Source organism: Acinetobacter sp. UBA1496 (assembly GCF_002324975.1).
Classification (GTDB): domain Bacteria; phylum Pseudomonadota; class Gammaproteobacteria; order Pseudomonadales; family Moraxellaceae; genus Acinetobacter; species Acinetobacter variabilis.
This window is the reverse complement of record NZ_DCRI01000045.1, coordinates 36,995-53,056: the sequence shown is the minus strand read 5'-3', so window position 1 is coordinate 53,056 and position 16,062 is coordinate 36,995. Positions and strand designations below refer to the sequence as shown.

Sequence of the window (16,062 nt, the reverse complement as noted above, 5' to 3'; positions counted from 1 at the left end):
ATTTCGTCGAACTCAGGTTAGATATATTATGCACAAATTCTGCTAAGAAGTCTTAGGATATAAATAGGTGATCATTCACATTTTGAAAAAGGAATGAGGAGACAAAGGATCCAGGCAAAAGACTTAAAACGCTCAATAGAGAAAATTTAAATCAGGCAGATCGCTTTAAAATAAAACAGGACGAATGAGGTAAATTACAGCTTTAAGCGACTGCTTGATTTACACAGTAGATTTGATAAAGCTTGTTTAACATTTCTACCAGATTCTGGTCTTTGATCGAATAATAGATCTGTTTACCGTCTCGACGGGTATTTACCGCATCGCTTTTACGCAAAATCATGAGCTGCTGAGACAGGGTTGGCTGTCTGATCTCGGTAATCTCTTCAATTTGAGAGACATTCAGTTCATTTTGGGAAAGATGACATAAAATGAGCAGTCGGTCCGTATTGGCCATTAACTTTAAAATACCGACAACCTGTTGAGCTGAATCCCGCATCGCGGCAATTTCAAGATCGGTTTTCATTTACTATGTCCATTTATACAATTACAGCCCGCGAATTATACGACTCGAACAGCGTGAATTGATGGATAGAAAGCGTGAATTACTATGGTTTTTAATGAATTGTGTTATCAAGAATAGTTATAATTTACTAATTAAAATATAAGATAATTTTATCGTGTTCCGGTTTTTTGCGAAGAAGATGTTTCATTTCAAACTGCTATCGTGATCCATCTTGTTTCAGGCATCTACAAAGCCGGAAAATGCTTGTATCATGTAAATACATCTTGGCGAATAATATCAAGGATATTCTAATGACTACAGATTCAGCTTTTCCAACACCTGCCAATTTAGGTATAGCGGTTTATAGCAATAATGCAGAGGCGATTGGTAATACCCCTCTGGTTCGTATCAATCGTGCCATTTCTGGCGGAGCGACTGTACTTGCGAAAATTGAAAGCCGTAACCCGGCATTTTCGGTGAAATGCCGTATTGGCGCAGCCTTGATTGCTGATGCAGAAAAGTCAGGTAAATTGAAGCCGGGCATGCACATTGTCGAGCCAACCAGTGGTAATACCGGTATTGCGCTGGCATTTGTAGCAGCGGCTAAAGGCTATGATATTACCTTAACTATGCCATCAAGCATGAGTATAGAACGCCGTAAAGTGGTTAAGGCTTTAGGTGCCAATCTGGTACTGACAGATCCAGCCAAAGGTATGAAAGGTGCCGTAGAAGAAGCACAACGTTTGGTGAATGAAAATCCTGAACTGTATTACCTGCCACAACAGTTTGAAAATCCAGCCAATCCGAAAATCCATGAAGAGACGACCGGTCCTGAAATCTGGGAAGCGACTGGAGGTAATGTCGATATTCTGGTAGCGGGTGTAGGCACAGGCGGTACGATTACCGGTATTTCACGCTTTTTTGAAAAAGTGAAAAACAAGCCGATTTATTCAGTTGCTGTAGAGCCGGCTGAATCTGCCATTATTGGTCAGGCAAAACGTGGTGAGACACTCACTCCAGGACCACACAAAATTCAGGGTATTGGCGCGAACTTTATTCCAAAGAACCTGGATCTGGATCTGGTAGATGAAGTGATTGCCATTACCAGTAGCGATGCAGTGGAATGGGCACGTAAAACTGCAACTCAAGAAGGTATCTTGGTCGGTATTTCAAGTGGTGCTGCAATGGCTGCAGCTGCGCAACTGGCTGCACGTCCTGAAAATGCAGGCAAAAATATCGTGGTGATTCTGCCAGATGGTGGTGAGCGCTATTTATCTTCAATTCTTTTTGAAGATATTTCGGCTGAGTAAATATTTAACAAATTAGCTTCACTAAATCTCGAAAAAGCCTGAAGTCATCTTTGGGCTTTTTTATTGGACTTTATGCCTTCATATAATGAAAGATCAAGAATTTAAAGCAGAAGCTTGACCTTCCTATTATGGTAATGTTTAAGCTATAGCATAGGCAGTGAATGGGTAAATGGAGAGCGCAGAATGAATACACCAGCAACCACACAGTTATATGAACAGCAGGTACAGATTTCAGGAATGACCTGTGCCTCTTGTGTCGCACGTGTGGAAAAAGCCTTAAAGAAAATTGAAGGTGTGGTGGAAGCGAACGTCAATCTCTCCACTGAACAGGCTTTTTTAAAAAGTGAACAACCTATTCCTGCAACGCAACTTGTTAATGCTATTAATAAAACCGGTTTTGAAGCTGTGATCCAGCAGTTTGATTTAAATATTGAAGGTATGACCTGTGCGTCTTGTATAGCTCGTGTTGAAAAAGCCTTGAAAAAAGTCGATCAGGTACTAGATGCGCAGGTTAATCTGGCAACCGAAAAAGCTCATGTCACTGCAATTCGTCCTCTCGCTGTTTCCCAACTGGTTAAGGCGGTACAAAAGGCCGGCTTTGATATTCAAACCGACCGAATTGAACTGGCGATTGAAGGAATGACCTGTGCCTCCTGCGTAGCACGTGTAGAAAAGGCCTTGAAAAAAGTCGATCAGGTAAGTGAAGCACAAGTCAATCTCGCCACTGAAACAGCTTCGGTCAAGGCGCCGCGTAGTCAGCTTCCAGCTTTAATTGCTGCCGTCGAAAAAGCTGGATATAACGCCCATGAAAAATTAGATACACAGGCTACCGATGCCCAGACGGCATTTCAGGAAAAGAAAACCGCTGAAACTGAACAGCTAAAACGTGACTTATGGTTGGCGCTAATTTTAGCTGTTCCGGTGTTTATTCTGGAAATGGGTTCACACCTGATTCCGGCTTTTCATCACTGGATTGCACATACGCTAGGTACCCAAAACAGCTGGTATATCCAGTTTCTGCTGACTACTCTGGTCTTACTGATTCCAGGACGGCGGTTTTATCAGCATGGGATTCCGGCATTGTTGCGACTGGCACCCGATATGAATTCTCTGGTTGCCGTGGGAACAATAGCCGCTTATGGATTTTCCTGTATTTCCACGTTCTTTCCGCAATTATTGCCGCAAAGTACTGTACATGTGTATTTCGAAGCGGCGGCTGTGATTGTTGCCTTGATCTTACTAGGACGTTATCTGGAAGCTCGAGCCAAAGGTAAAACCTCTGAAGCGATTCAATATCTGGTTGGCTTGCAGCCAAAAACTGCTCGAGTACAACAAAATGGAACCTGGGTTGATCTGAAAATTGCTGATGTACAGCAGGGCATGCTGATCGAGATTCGTCCGGGTGAGAAAGTCGCAGTTGATGGTGAAGTCGTTTCTGGTCAAAGTTATATCGATGAAGCCATGATCAGCGGTGAACCTTTAGCGGTGGCTAAACAGGCTGGAGATCGGGTGATTGGCGGAACGGTAAATCAGAATGGCACCTTGCAGATCAAGGCGACAGCAGTCGGACAAGATTCAGTTCTAGCTCAGATTATTCATATGGTGGAACAGGCACAAGGCGCAAAGCTTCCGATTCAGGCGGCAGTCGATAAAGTGACCTTATGGTTTGTGCCGGCTGTGATGCTGCTCGCGACTTTGACTTTTATTGTCTGGTTCCTGTTGGGTCCTGAACCGAATCTGACTTATGCACTGGTCAATGCTGTTGCAGTACTGATTATTGCCTGTCCTTGTGCAATGGGCCTGGCTACGCCAACATCTATTATGGTCGGCACCGGCCGGGCAGCAGAGCTGGGTGTCTTGTTCCATAAAGGCGAAGCATTGCAACTCTTGCAGCAAACCAGAGTTGTGGCGGTGGATAAAACCGGAACCTTAACTGAAGGGAAACCAGCCCTGACCGATTTTGCAGTGACATCTGGTTTTGAGCAGCAAAAAGTTTTGCAAATGGTCGCAGCAGTGGAAGCCAAGTCTGAACATCCGATTGCCCATGCGATTGTTGAAGCTGCGAAAGCACAACAGCTGCAACTACCTGAAGTCAGTGATTTTGATTCAATCACTGGTGCAGGCGTGAAAGCTCAAGTTTCAGGTCAGCAAATTCATATTGGCGCAGAACGCCTGATGCAGCAATTGGGTTTAAGTGTCGATATTTTTAAAGAGAAAGCACAACAGTTAGGCGAGCAGGGACGCACGCCTTTATATGTCGCGATAGATCAGCAGTTGGCTGCCATTATTGCTGTGGCTGATCCGATTAAAGCCACAACCTATAGTGCGATTCAGGCCTTACATGATCAAGGCTTAAAGATTGCCATGATCACCGGTGATAACCAGCATACTGCACAAGCCATTGCTAAACAGTTGAAAATTGACCATGTCATTGCCGAAGTTCTGCCTAATGAAAAAGTCGATGCGGTACGCCAACTCCAACAGCAACATGGCATCGTCACTTTTGTCGGTGACGGGATTAATGATGCACCTGCCTTGGCTCAGGCCGATGTCGGAATGGCAATAGGAACTGGTACGGATGTGGCGATTGAAGCAGCAGACGTGGTACTGATGTCAGGAAATTTACAGCATGTAGTAACCGGTATTGGCCTGAGTCAAGCAACCATGCGCAATATCAAACAGAACCTGTTCTGGGCCTTTGTTTATAATATTGCCTTGATTCCGATTGCTGCAGGTCTGTTGTATCCATTCTTCGGTATTTTGTTATCACCGATGTTTGCAGCAGGGGCGATGGCATTATCCTCAGTCTTTGTGGTCAGCAATGCGCTTCGTTTAAAGACTTATCAGCCGATCCAGTTGAAGGAGGCAGTGTAATGAATATTGGACAGGCCGCGAAACGCTCCGGGATCTCGGCCAAAATGATCCGTTATTATGAAGATATCGGTTTATTACCCAATCCTAAACGTAGCGATTCAGGTTATCGTGTTTATAGTGACGATGATATGAAGACTTTAAGTTTTATTCAGCATGCGCGTGAATTGGGTTTTTCTTCCGAGCAGATGAAAGAATTGCTCGGCCTGTGGCTGAATGATGCCAGACACAGCCGTGATGTCAAACAGTTGGCGCAAAAGCATATCGAGTTACTGCAACAGAAAATTGCGGATATGCAAAATATGATGAAAATTTTGCAGCAATCGGTTGCGCAGTGTGCTGGAGATGAACAGTCTGATTGCCAAATCCTGAAACAGATTGAGCAGGGTGTGTCACATGGGAAAACTGCGCATACGCCTATCAAAGCAGATAAATAGACTTGAACTTATATCACTTAACCCAAATTTAAACTGATCAAAGGGAGATCAAGATGAAATTCCGTATTGAAAATATGACTTGTAGTGGTTGTGCGCGTAGTGTGACTGCGACCATTCAGGAGCTGGATGAAAATGCTAAAGTAAATGTTGATGTGGTCAGTAAAATGGTGGAGGTTGAATCGAGTGCAAGCGAATCTGAGATTATCGCGGCATTAACTGAAGATGGCTTTCCGCCCGAAACTATAGCTTGATATTCACTATTTAAAAGATAATTCTAAAATGCCTAATCATGATTAGGCATTTTTTATGAAACTGCCGATATTTTATCTGGCGTCATCAATGCCTGATTAATATACAGTTTAATCAAGCGTTCACGCGAACCAATCGCTTTTTGATAACTGGTCGAATTTAATAATAGTGAAGCCCCATAAGTTACCGTCCAGATATAAGATAAATAATCCCGGATTGACATTGCACTGTCTAAAGATACCAGATAATCATGGGTCATATCTTTAATGCGGATAATCCGTTCTTCACGAATACGATAGAGTTCCTGAAATAACTCTTTCAGGTTTTTTTCATTATTAGTTAAACGCTCTTCAATGACATGCAGCAAAATAGTCCGGTTTGAATTGAGCATGTGATAAAGCATATATTGCGAAACATAATTTTTAATATCGTTATTATATTTATCAGAAATTGCCAGAATTCTTTTTTCATTCAGAATGATGAGTTCTAAATATAACTGGTTTTTACTTTTAAAATGTTTATAGATAGTTCCTTTGGCGATGTCCAGTTCTTCAGCAAGTTCACTCAAGGTGATGTCCTGATTATTATCAAGCAGTAGACTTTCTGCCATGCTCAAGATCTTCTCTTTACGAAGAAGGAAGTTCTGCTTTCTTACAGTCGTCATCTTCTTGACTCATCATTTTCGAAAAGGAACCTACTAAGAATATGCTATTTTCGCAGGTATAGCTATAAAACTAAGGTCGTCATACTTATCTAAATTTGTATATCTATTCAATATTTCTTGTAGAAGAAAGTCATATACAGCTGCATTAAAAATATTGTCAAGAAAATTGAACCCTTGAGATCAACTTTGTTAAATAAAATTCCATTTTCAATATATTTGATTTATGGTTTTTAGGGCATAAAGCTGAATCATATTTTTGTTTTAAACCCAGACCAGACAAGGTTTAGCGAAGTGAAGCCAGAGTCATTTTAACAGCTTAAATTTTTCATTCATCAATGGATTTAAGTTTTAAGGATTCAGTAAATACCAGAGGTATAAAGTTTTTGATTTTAAATTTTATATCGCTGATTTATGTCAATGAATTCATCATCAGATTAATTCGACATGATGATTTTTGAATGACATGCATGGATTCGAGCAAAAAGCATCCAAATATTTTCTCGAATCCATAATGAAAAAATACTCAGTAACAGGATTGAGTATCACCAGTGAAGGAATGTGAAAATGCCTATTTATAATGCGCCACTAAAAGACATGGAATTTATTTTAAATGATGTGTTTCAGGCCGAACAATTTTGGCAAAATAATGAAAATCTTGCACATTTAGATATGGCAACTGCAAATGCAATTCTGGAGGAGATGGCCAAGTTTTCCAAGAATGTGATTCTTGATCTGAACCGCCCTGCAGATGAAGAAGGTGGTGCTCAGTTTAGTAATGGTGAAGTCAAAACACCTGCAGGTTTTAAAGAAGCTTTCAAACAGTTTGCTGAAGGCGGCTGGGTGGGGCTGGGTGCGCCTGAAGAATGGGGCGGTCAAGGTATGCCAAAAATGTTGACCGTACTGGCTGATGAAATGATCTGGAGTACTAATCCATCTTTCATGCTTTACCCCCTGTTAACCGTGGGTGCTGGCATGGCGATCAATGACCGTGCTTCGCAGGAACAGAAAGAAACCTATTTGCCAAAATTCTATACGGGTGAATGGTCGGGCACGATGTGTTTAACTGAGCCACATTCAGGGACAGATCTGGGCATTATCAAAACCAAGGCTGAACCAAACGAAGATGGTTCATACAACATTACCGGGACCAAAATCTTCATTACCAGTGGTGAGCATGATCTGAGTGAAAATATTATTCACTTGGTATTGGCCAAAACACCGAATGCGCCAGCAGGTTCACGCGGTATTTCCCTGTTTATTGTCCCAAAATTCCTGGTCAATGTCGATGGTTCACTCGGTGAGCGCAATGCAGTCGCTGCCGGTTCGATCGAACATAAGATGGGCATTAAAGGTTCAGCAACTTGTGTCATGAACTTTGATGGTGCCAAAGGCTATATGGTGGGCAATGAAAATGAAGGTCTGGCGGGCATGTTCGTGATGATGAACTACGAACGTTTGTCGATGGGGATTCAAGGCATTGGCGCGGCAGAATTTGCTTATCAGAATGCAGCACAGTATGCGACCGACCGTTTACAGGGCCGTGCATCAACCGGTGCAAAATCACCAGAAAAACCAGCCGATTCAATTCTGGTACATGGTGATGTACGCCGTATGTTGCTGAATGTACGTGCTAATAATGAAGCTTCACGTGCTTTCGCAGTCTATGTCGGTCAGCAGCTGGATATTACCAAATACTCCACCGATCCTGAGGCGGTACGTAAAGCAACCGATCGTGTGGCTTTATTAACGCCTATTGCCAAAGCTTACCTCACCGATAAAGCACTGGATGCTGCACTTGAAGCACAAATGTGCTTTGGTGGTCATGGCTATATTCGTGAATGGGGCATGGAACAATGTATCCGTGACCTGCGCATTTCACAGATCTATGAAGGGACCAATGGAGTGCAGGCGATTGATCTGATCGGCCGTAAAACCACAAAATGCAAAGGTGCTTATATTGCAGAATATATTGCAGAAATCCGTGAATTTTCCCAAAGTCTGGACGATGCCTTGACGATTAAAAAGGCAACCTTAGATACCTGTCAACAATTGGAAGATATTACCAATTTTATTGTTGAACAGTCTCAGGTAAATCCTGACCTTGCCAACTCGATTGCTGTTGATTATTTGCACGCTGTAGGTCTGCTGAGCTTTGTTTACATGTACGCACGTATCAGTAAAGCGGCGGCTACTAAAGAAGAGAGCTATTTCCAGAATAAACTGGTACTGGCAAATTACTATATTGCTAAAGTACTCCCGGATTTGAGTGCGAGAATTCAACGCATTCAGGCAGGTGCAGAGCTGGTGATGCAATTACCAGAAGAATATTTCACTGCACAGGCCTAAACCCGCAAATATTGCGAAGGACAAACACTGCACAGATATCACTTTGCAGTGTTGATAACAATGATGTTAAAGGATGAGATTAGAATGATTGTAATTGTAGAAGCTGTACGTACCGCGATGGGCGGTTTTCAAGGCTCACTTTCTAGCTGTACCGCACCAGATTTAGGAGCTGTAGTGATCAAGGAAGCGGTGGCACGTGCAGGTCTGGCAGCCAATGATATTGATGAAGTGATCATGGGCTGTGTACTGCCGGCAGGTTTAAAACAGGGTCCGGCACGTCAGGCCATGCGTCAGGCAGGTTTGCCAGATTCAACCGGTGCGACTACGATCAATAAAATTTGTGGTTCAGGCATGAAAGCGATGATGCAAGCTGCGGATGCGATCAAGGCCGGTTCTGCAGAAATCGTAGTGGCGGGCGGTATGGAATCCATGTCGAACGCACCGTACTTAATGGATAAAGCTCGTGCCGGTTTCCGTATGGGCCACGGGAAAGTGACCGATCATATGTTCCAGGAAGGTCTGGAAGATGCTGAAACAGGTCTGTCGATGGGAATCTTGGCACAAGAAATGGCGGACAAAAAAGGCTATACCCGTGAACAACAGGATGATTATGCGATTGGCTCTTTAAATAAAGCCGTGACTGCCGTTCAGCAGGGCTTCTTCAAAGATGAAATCGTGCCAATTACAGTCAGCACGCGTAAAGGCGATGTGGTGGTTGAGCAGGATGAACAACCACTGAATGCCAAAGCAGACAAAATCCCATCTTTACGTCCGGCATTTAAAAAAGACGGTACGATTACTGCGGCAAATGCCAGTTCAATTTCCGATGGTGCTTCCGCATTGGTTGTAACATCGAGCGAGATTGCAGTACAGTATAGCCTGAAACCTCTAGCGAATATTCTGGCTTATGCCAGCCATTCACAACATCCATCAGAATTCACGATTGCACCGGTGGGGGCAATTGAAAAAGTACTGAAGAAAACTGGCTGGAATGCAACTGATGTGGATCTATGGGAAATTAATGAAGCTTTCGCGATGGTAACCATGGCAGCGATTGATGCCTTTGAACTGGATCCTGCCAAAGTGAATATTAATGGTGGTGCTTGCGCTCTAGGTCATCCACTGGGCTCTTCAGGTTCCCGTATCATTGTGACCCTGATTCATGCCTTGAAACGTACTGGCGGCAAAAAAGGTATTGCAGCGCTATGTATCGGTGGCGGTGAAGCAACAGCGATTGCGGTAGAACTGGTTTAAGTTTATTTAGATTAGATGGCGATGCTTTTGGTAATAAGCTAAGAGTATCGCTTAATTTATTGAAATAGTATTAAGCCCAAAATAAAGCCTGTGGATCACGGGCTTTATTTATATTGTATTAGATAAATATTTTAGTTCTGAATCAGACGTGGGTTATTAAAGACTTTATCCAATATATGCCGATGAATGAAACGCAGTTTATCTTTCACAGCTTCAGTCAGCTTAAAGGGGTAAGCATCCTCCAGACCCATACTGCGGTTTAAGGCATTTAAATTAAAGGTCAGGGTGACCCAGTTTTCCAGGATATGTTCAAAATCCTGTCCACCAATCGGGCATTCTTTAAAGTCCATACTGGCCAGATTTCGGCCATTACCTTCCACGCGTAAGCCAGCATAAAATGCCGTTTCCAGCGTTTCCATGATATGCAGATAATGCGACCAGGTTTCAGCCCAGTCTTCCCACGGGTGTGCGGTGGCATAGGGACTAATATATTTTTCATGCCAGTTAATAGGCGCACCCTGATTATAGTGCCTCTCTAGTGCTTCACTATAATTTTGCCGCTCATCTCCAAAATAATGGCGAAGTTCATCCAGTAATTCCGGATGTAGGTGCTGGATGAGATTAAAATAAAAATGCCCACTTTCATGACGAAAATGCCCTAATAAGGTTCTGTAGTTTTCACCCATATTGACCCGGGTGGTTTCACGATAAACCACATCGGCCTCAAAGGCATTTAAGGTAATTACACCATTGGCATGGCCGGTAAGTACTGGCTTGTCTTTTTCAGGAAGAAGAAAATCAAAACGTAAACCCAATGGATCATCATCCGAATGTTTTGGACGAGGCATAATGTTCATACGTTGGGTCAGATACAGAAAACGGCGTTTGGCTTCCTCCAGCCGATACCAGTAAATCATGTTTTCGGCATTTTCCAGATTTGGAATTACATGAGTCAGCTGGCAGGATTCGCAAAAATCTTCCTCATCATCTGCAGGGATCATCCAGTTACATACCTGATGATGGGTATAGTTATAACAAGGTTTATAACGGGAATGTTGATACTTTTTAGCAACCGGAACCCACTCCTGAGCATTCAGCTTTTTAAATGTCGTCATTTCTTTTTCGGAGGCGATATAGCCGATAGAGGAAAGGCAGTGATCACATACGAATTTGGCGAAAAAGATCTGCTTTTCGCAAACTGGACATTCAAAATATTTCATCGATACTCCCTGCGAAATGAATGAATTACAATGGATTGCTGAAACTCTGTAATTTATATTCAGATTGCATTGCGGAATTTTATCCTGTTTAAAAATTCATCATAAAAATTTCTTAAAAAACACTATGTTGATTAATTGTAAAATGCATGTGATCGATTATTCATTAGATTATAGTTTAGTGACTGTTTATAGAAGAAAAGCTGACAGAAATAAAAAAACCGATGAACTGACTTATGTATTTTTTTCTTAAATAAAAACGAAAGTATCAATTTAAAAAAACTGAATAATGCAAACTATAAAAAATTAGAGATCAAAAATTATTGAAAAAAATTGATTGAATAGCGTTTTTCATAAAACCTAATTGGTATACTGATGAAACATCTTCGGTCTCTTAAAATAGAAGAGCCTTTTATTATAAGTTAATCAAAGATGAGGAGTTACTTTCTTATTTTTTAAGCATAGTTGGAATCTGAGAAATCAATTTCACCCTTATTAAACTGATAAATTTTAATTATTTTTGAATTAGAAAATTAAACTTTTAGCTATTAGCCATTATATCATTTTTAATTAGTCATAGATTGTACTAAGACATAGAATTAATTCACTTTTACGGCATTAATGATCAGGGTATGGCAATCAGCTGGGTTTTCTTTACTTTAATGGCTGCATTTATGCAGGCCTGGCGAAATGCCTTTCAAAAACAGCTCAGTACCACTGTCGATATCTGGGGCGTGACGCTGGCGCGTTTCCTGTTTGGATTGCCTCTGGCTGGACTTTATATCGCGACTTTATACCACTTCAAACCGGTAGAAAGTGTAGTGCATTTTACCCCGAAGTATTGGATCTATATTCTGATTGCCGGTATCAGCCAGATTCTGGCAACCGCCTTGATGGTGCAGCTGTTTAAACAGAAAAATTATGCGATTGGCGTTGGACTGGCAAAAAGTGAAGCGATTCTGGCAGCCATTATCGGAGTGATTTTCCTGTCAGATCATCTTTCTGCACTGGCATGGATCGGTGTGCTGATCGGCGGTTATGCGGTATTCCTGCTGAGTAAGGGCAATCAGATCACTGGTTTATCCACCAAGACTTTAGCCATCGGCATCGGCAGCGGTTTGAGCTTTGCTATTACTTCACTCTTGGTACGTGAAGCCAGTCTGGAACTAGCGATGTTGCCAACCGTGCATCGTGCTTCATGGGTACTGATTTCAGTGATTGGTTTCCAGTGTATCAGTATGCTGATCTATTTAAGCTTGTTTAGCCGCACAACCTTAGTTGCCATGTGGCAACGTTTGGGACTTACGTTTAAAGTCAGCTTCTGCAGCTTTATGGCCTCCCTTGGGTGGTTTACCGCCATGAGTATGATGAGCGTGCCAATCGTGAAAACCTTGGGACAAATCGAAATCCTGTTCAGTTTGCTGATTTCAGCTTATTTCTTTAAAGAAAAACTGGCGCGTGCCGAGCATTGGGGATTGGGACTGGTGGTGATTGCAGCGATGCTGGTGATCTGGGCTTAACGAATACACGAAAAAAGAAAAGCCACGAAATATCGTGGCTTTTTTATAAGAATAAATTTAAGCAGCAAGAAAAGTTTGTACGGCCTGATTAAAGGCTTCCGGCTGTTCAATATTCGAAATATGCGAAGCATTGATTTCAAACAACTGGCTATTCGCAATACGTTGCTGCATAAACTGGCCATCTGCAACAGTCGTCACAGGGTCCTGCTGACCCGCAATAATCAGCACAGGGATTTGAATGCTGCTAAGTTGTTCGCGGACATCCGCCTTAGCCAGAGCTTCACAGCAGTTTGCATAGCCTTCTGGGCTGCCAGCTCCGAGGTCGTTTGAAAGTTCTGCAACGACTGCCGGGTTGCTCTGGATAAAGGGATCAGTAAACCAGCGTGATGCCGCAGTTGCTGCAATCGGAGCAAGACCTTGCTCACAGACAAGCGCAGCACGGTCTTGCCATGCCTGTTCCTGGCCAATTTTGGCTGCGGTGTTACAGACTATCACCTGGCTAAAACGTTCTGGCTTATGAATCGCCAACCATTGACCGGTTAAGCCACCCATAGAAATACCACAGAATGCTGCTTTTGCAATGTTCAAATGATCCAGTAGATTCACGACATCCTGCCCCAGCTGCTCCAAGCTATACGGGCCTTGTGGTGCAGATGATGCACCATGACCACGGGTGTCATAGCAGATTACGTAATGATCCTGCTGGAAATGTTCAATCTGTGGCTGCCACATGCTGTATTTGGTACCCAGTGAGTTGGAAAATATCAAGGCAGGTTTGTTGGCATCCCCAAAAGTCTGGTAATTAATCTGGGCATCATTTGATGTAAATGTTGGCATTTGTTATTCCTTTTATTTCCTTCTAAAAGTTCTTCCCTGAACAAGGCATAAGCACTGCTTAAGCCTTGTGCAAGAAAGGGAGGTTAGGAGGGATTTTTTAAACACGTTCAATAATCAGCGCGATACCTTGACCCACACCAATACACATAGAGCAGAGGGCATATTTACCGCCAGTCTGTTCCAGCTGGTTCAAGGCAGTGGTCACCAGACGGGCACCGGAAGCACCGAGTGGATGACCAATTGCAATCGCACCGCCATTTGGGTTTACATGCGCAGCATTATCTGGAAGGCCAAGGTCACGAGTCACGGCTAAGGCCTGTGCAGCAAAGGCTTCATTCAGTTCAATGACATCCATCTGATCTAGTGTCAAACCGGTCTGGGCCAGTAGCTTTCTAATCGCTGGTGCCGGACCAAAGCCCATAATGCGTGGTTCAACACCGACAACCGTTGAGCCAATAATTTTGGCACGCACTTCTAGGCCATATTCAGCAACAGCTTCATCAGAGGCAATCAGGAGTGCCGCTGCACCATCGTTAATGCCAGAAGCATTGCCGGCAGTCACCGTACCATCCGCTTTTACAACTGGTTTTAGCTTAGTTAAACCTTCTAGTGTCGTAGAAGCACGTGGATGTTCATCTGTATCAACAACCACAGGTTCGCCTTTACGCTGAGGAATCACTACCGGAATGATTTCATTTTTAAAGAAACCTTTGGCCTGTGCCGCTGCAGTACGTTGCTGGCTGGTCAGGGCAAACTTGTCTTGATCTTCACGGTTGACATTGAACTGTGCTGCCACATTTTCCGCAGTTTCCGGCATGGTTTCCACGCCATACAGTTCCTTCAGTTTCGGGTTGATAAAACGCCAGCCCATGGTAGTATCTTCAAGCTTTTGAGTACGGCCATAAGCGGTTTCAGACTTACCCATCACCAGCGGTGCACGTGACATGGATTCCACACCACCAGCCATAATCAGATCGGCTTCACCGGCTTTAATGGCACGAGCCGCAATGACTACCGCATCGAGTGATGAACCGCAAAGACGGTTAATCGTAGTTCCCGGTACCTGATAAGGCACTCCTGCGAGCAAAGCGGACATACGACCCACGTTGCGGTTATCTTCACCGGCCTGGTTGGCACAGCCATAGATGATGTCATCCACTTTTTCCCAGTTGATACTTGGGTTACGTTCCATCAAAGCCTTAATTGGAATCGCACCCAGGTCATCGGCACGGACAGGGGCCAGGCCACCGGCATAGCGGCCGAATGGGGTACGGATGGCATCGATAATATATGCATTTTTCATTGTTTCTATTTCCAGTTCTCTAATCCCTCCTGACCTCCCTTTGATAAAGGGAGGAGAGCTTCCGTCATATATTTTCGAAAGTCCCCCTTTCTTGCACATTGACTTAAAGCAGTGCTTAAGTCTTGTTCAGGGGATATAGGGGGATTTAATTTTCCTTTATTACTTAATCCTGTGTCGCATCAATCAATGTTGCACCCGTCATCGACTGCAATTCTTCAAATGACAGACCTTCAACTTTTTCAATCACTTTCATGCCTTCAGCCGTGACATCAATCACACACAGATCGGTATAAATACGGTCTACACATTTCAGGCCAGTGGCAGGATAAGTCAGTTCAGCCACGATCTTCGGTTCATCTTTTTTAGTGACATGATCGGTAGTGATAAAGACTTTCTTGGCACCGACGGCCAGATCCATCGCGCCACCGACAGCAGGAATTGCATCCGGTGCACCAGTATGCCAGTTGGCCAAGTCACCATTTTCAGCGACCTGGAATGCCCCCAAGACTGCGATATCTAAGTGACCACCACGCATCATCGCAAAAGAATCCCCATGATGGAAAAATGCACCTCCAGTCAGCATAGTCACAATTTCTTTACCGGCATTAATCAGCTCAGGGTCTTCTTCACCTTTGGCAGGTGGCGGACCGAAAGCCAGCAGGCCATTTTCAGAATGCAGGAAAACATCCTTGTCTGCTGGTAGATAGCTGGCAATCTTGGTCGGCAGGCCAATACCAAGGTTGACATAGGCACCATCCGGAATGTCCTGGGCAACACGTTCAGCAATCTGGTCACGGGTCAGTTTGTTATAGCTCATCAATCTTCTCCTTATCCGTAATTACTGTGCCGGTTGAACTTGAACAACGTGTTGAACAAAGATGCCTGGGGTGATGATGTGTTCCGGATCCAGCTCACCGAGCTCAACCACTTCAGCAACTTGGGCAATAGTCACATCTGCCGCCATCGTCATGATTGGACCGAAGTTACGCGCCGATTTACGGTAAACCAGATTGCCCCAGCGATCGCCTTTATGCGCCTTGATCAGGGCAAAGTCTGCTTTAATTGGATTTTCTAAAACGTAATCTTTGCCTTCATAATTCAGGGTTGGTTTGCCTTCCGCCAGCAAGGTGCCAAAACCAGTCGGCGTGTAGATTGGACCTAGTCCCATACCGGCAGCCTGAATACGGCAGGCAAGGTTGCCCTGAGGTACCAGTTCCAGTTCGATTTTTCCGGCACGGTACAGCTCGTCAAATACCCAGGAGTCAGACTGACGTGGAAAAGAACAGATGATTTTACGTACTGCACCGGTCTTCAGCAGTTTCGCCAGGCCATAGTCACCATTACCGGCATTATTATTAACGATCACCAGATCTTTGATACCCAGTTCGATCAGGCCATCAATCAGTTCTGCTGGCTGACCTGCTGTGCCAAAGCCGCCGATCATGATGGTCGAACCATCCTTGATCTGGGAAAGTGCTGCTTTCAGCGATAGTGAACTTTTATCTATCATAATCTTGTCCTTGCATGTCCTAATCTGATGAAGGGCTATTAC

Annotated in this window: 14 protein-coding genes; 7 read left to right on the top strand and 7 right to left on the bottom strand. The window is 43.7% G+C overall.

Annotated features, from left to right (window positions below):
* Positions 1 to 202: 202 nt before the first annotated feature.
* Positions 203 to 523, bottom strand: a complete 321-nt coding sequence (locus B3143_RS05035; RefSeq protein ID WP_004785598.1) for an ArsR/SmtB family transcription factor — start codon at positions 521 to 523, stop codon at positions 203 to 205.
* Between the two features lie 290 nt (positions 524 to 813).
* On the opposite strand from B3143_RS05035, the gene cysK reads away from it, so the two are divergent.
* From cysK to B3143_RS05015, 4 genes are all read left to right on the top strand, one after another.
* Positions 814 to 1,812 (top strand): cysteine synthase A, encoded by a 999-nt coding sequence (gene cysK / locus B3143_RS05030; RefSeq protein WP_004785600.1) that lies wholly within the window; start codon positions 814 to 816, stop codon positions 1,810 to 1,812.
* Positions 1,813 to 1,995: 183 nt separating this feature from the next.
* Positions 1,996 to 4,686 (top strand): heavy metal translocating P-type ATPase, encoded by a 2,691-nt coding sequence (locus B3143_RS05025; RefSeq protein ID WP_286739720.1) that lies wholly within the window; start codon positions 1,996 to 1,998, stop codon positions 4,684 to 4,686.
* Complete coding sequence (cueR, locus tag B3143_RS05020) at positions 4,686 to 5,120, top strand: Cu(I)-responsive transcriptional regulator (protein ID WP_004785605.1); 435 nt, start codon at positions 4,686 to 4,688, stop codon at positions 5,118 to 5,120. Before B3143_RS05025 ends, cueR begins: the two co-directional genes overlap by 1 nt.
* 53 nt (positions 5,121 to 5,173) lie before the next feature.
* The gene (locus tag B3143_RS05015; RefSeq protein WP_004785606.1) at positions 5,174 to 5,371 is read left to right on the top strand and encodes a heavy-metal-associated domain-containing protein; all 198 of its coding nucleotides are present in this window, start codon (positions 5,174 to 5,176) and stop codon (positions 5,369 to 5,371) included.
* A 53-nt stretch (positions 5,372 to 5,424) separates the two neighbouring features.
* Here B3143_RS05015 and B3143_RS05010 read toward each other — a convergent pair whose 3' ends face one another.
* The gene (locus B3143_RS05010) at positions 5,425 to 6,033 is read right to left on the bottom strand and encodes a TetR/AcrR family transcriptional regulator (protein WP_004785609.1); all 609 of its coding nucleotides are present in this window, start codon (positions 6,031 to 6,033) and stop codon (positions 5,425 to 5,427) included.
* Between the two features lie 564 nt (positions 6,034 to 6,597).
* Between B3143_RS05010 and B3143_RS05005 the strand changes: the two genes are divergently transcribed.
* Positions 6,598 to 8,379, top strand: coding sequence for an acyl-CoA dehydrogenase C-terminal domain-containing protein (locus B3143_RS05005; protein ID WP_004785610.1), 1,782 nt, complete (start codon positions 6,598 to 6,600; stop codon positions 8,377 to 8,379).
* A gap of 78 nt (positions 8,380 to 8,457) precedes the next feature.
* Positions 8,458 to 9,633 carry a thiolase family protein gene (locus B3143_RS05000; RefSeq protein WP_171064830.1) on the top strand — a complete coding sequence of 392 codons (1,176 nt, stop codon included), beginning with the start codon at positions 8,458 to 8,460 and terminating at the stop codon, positions 9,631 to 9,633.
* A 131-nt stretch (positions 9,634 to 9,764) separates the two neighbouring features.
* Here the strand turns inward: B3143_RS05000 and B3143_RS04995 are convergent, their stop codons facing one another.
* Positions 9,765 to 10,853: a zinc-binding metallopeptidase family protein gene (locus B3143_RS04995; RefSeq protein WP_004785614.1), complete on the bottom strand. Its 1,089-nt coding sequence runs from the start codon at positions 10,851 to 10,853 to the stop codon at positions 9,765 to 9,767.
* A gap of 629 nt (positions 10,854 to 11,482) precedes the next feature.
* Between B3143_RS04995 and B3143_RS04990 the strand changes: the two genes are divergently transcribed.
* A complete protein-coding gene (locus B3143_RS04990) occupies positions 11,483 to 12,370 on the top strand; it encodes a DMT family transporter (protein ID WP_004785615.1) in 888 nt (295 codons plus the stop codon).
* A gap of 57 nt (positions 12,371 to 12,427) precedes the next feature.
* On the opposite strand, the gene pcaD is transcribed toward B3143_RS04990, so the two are convergent.
* The 4 genes from pcaD to B3143_RS04970 form a co-directional block, all read right to left on the bottom strand.
* Positions 12,428 to 13,207 (bottom strand): 3-oxoadipate enol-lactonase, encoded by a 780-nt coding sequence (gene pcaD, locus B3143_RS04985; RefSeq protein WP_004785618.1) that lies wholly within the window; start codon positions 13,205 to 13,207, stop codon positions 12,428 to 12,430.
* A 97-nt stretch (positions 13,208 to 13,304) separates the two neighbouring features.
* Positions 13,305 to 14,510, bottom strand: coding sequence for a 3-oxoadipyl-CoA thiolase (gene pcaF / locus B3143_RS04980; protein ID WP_004785619.1), 1,206 nt, complete (start codon positions 14,508 to 14,510; stop codon positions 13,305 to 13,307).
* A 163-nt stretch (positions 14,511 to 14,673) separates the two neighbouring features.
* Positions 14,674 to 15,327: a 3-oxoacid CoA-transferase subunit B gene (locus B3143_RS04975; RefSeq protein ID WP_004785621.1), complete on the bottom strand. Its 654-nt coding sequence runs from the start codon at positions 15,325 to 15,327 to the stop codon at positions 14,674 to 14,676.
* A gap of 21 nt (positions 15,328 to 15,348) precedes the next feature.
* Entirely contained in the window at positions 15,349 to 16,020 is a 672-nt protein-coding gene (locus B3143_RS04970; protein ID WP_004785624.1) for a 3-oxoacid CoA-transferase subunit A, read from the bottom strand.
* Positions 16,021 to 16,062 lie beyond the last annotated feature (42 nt).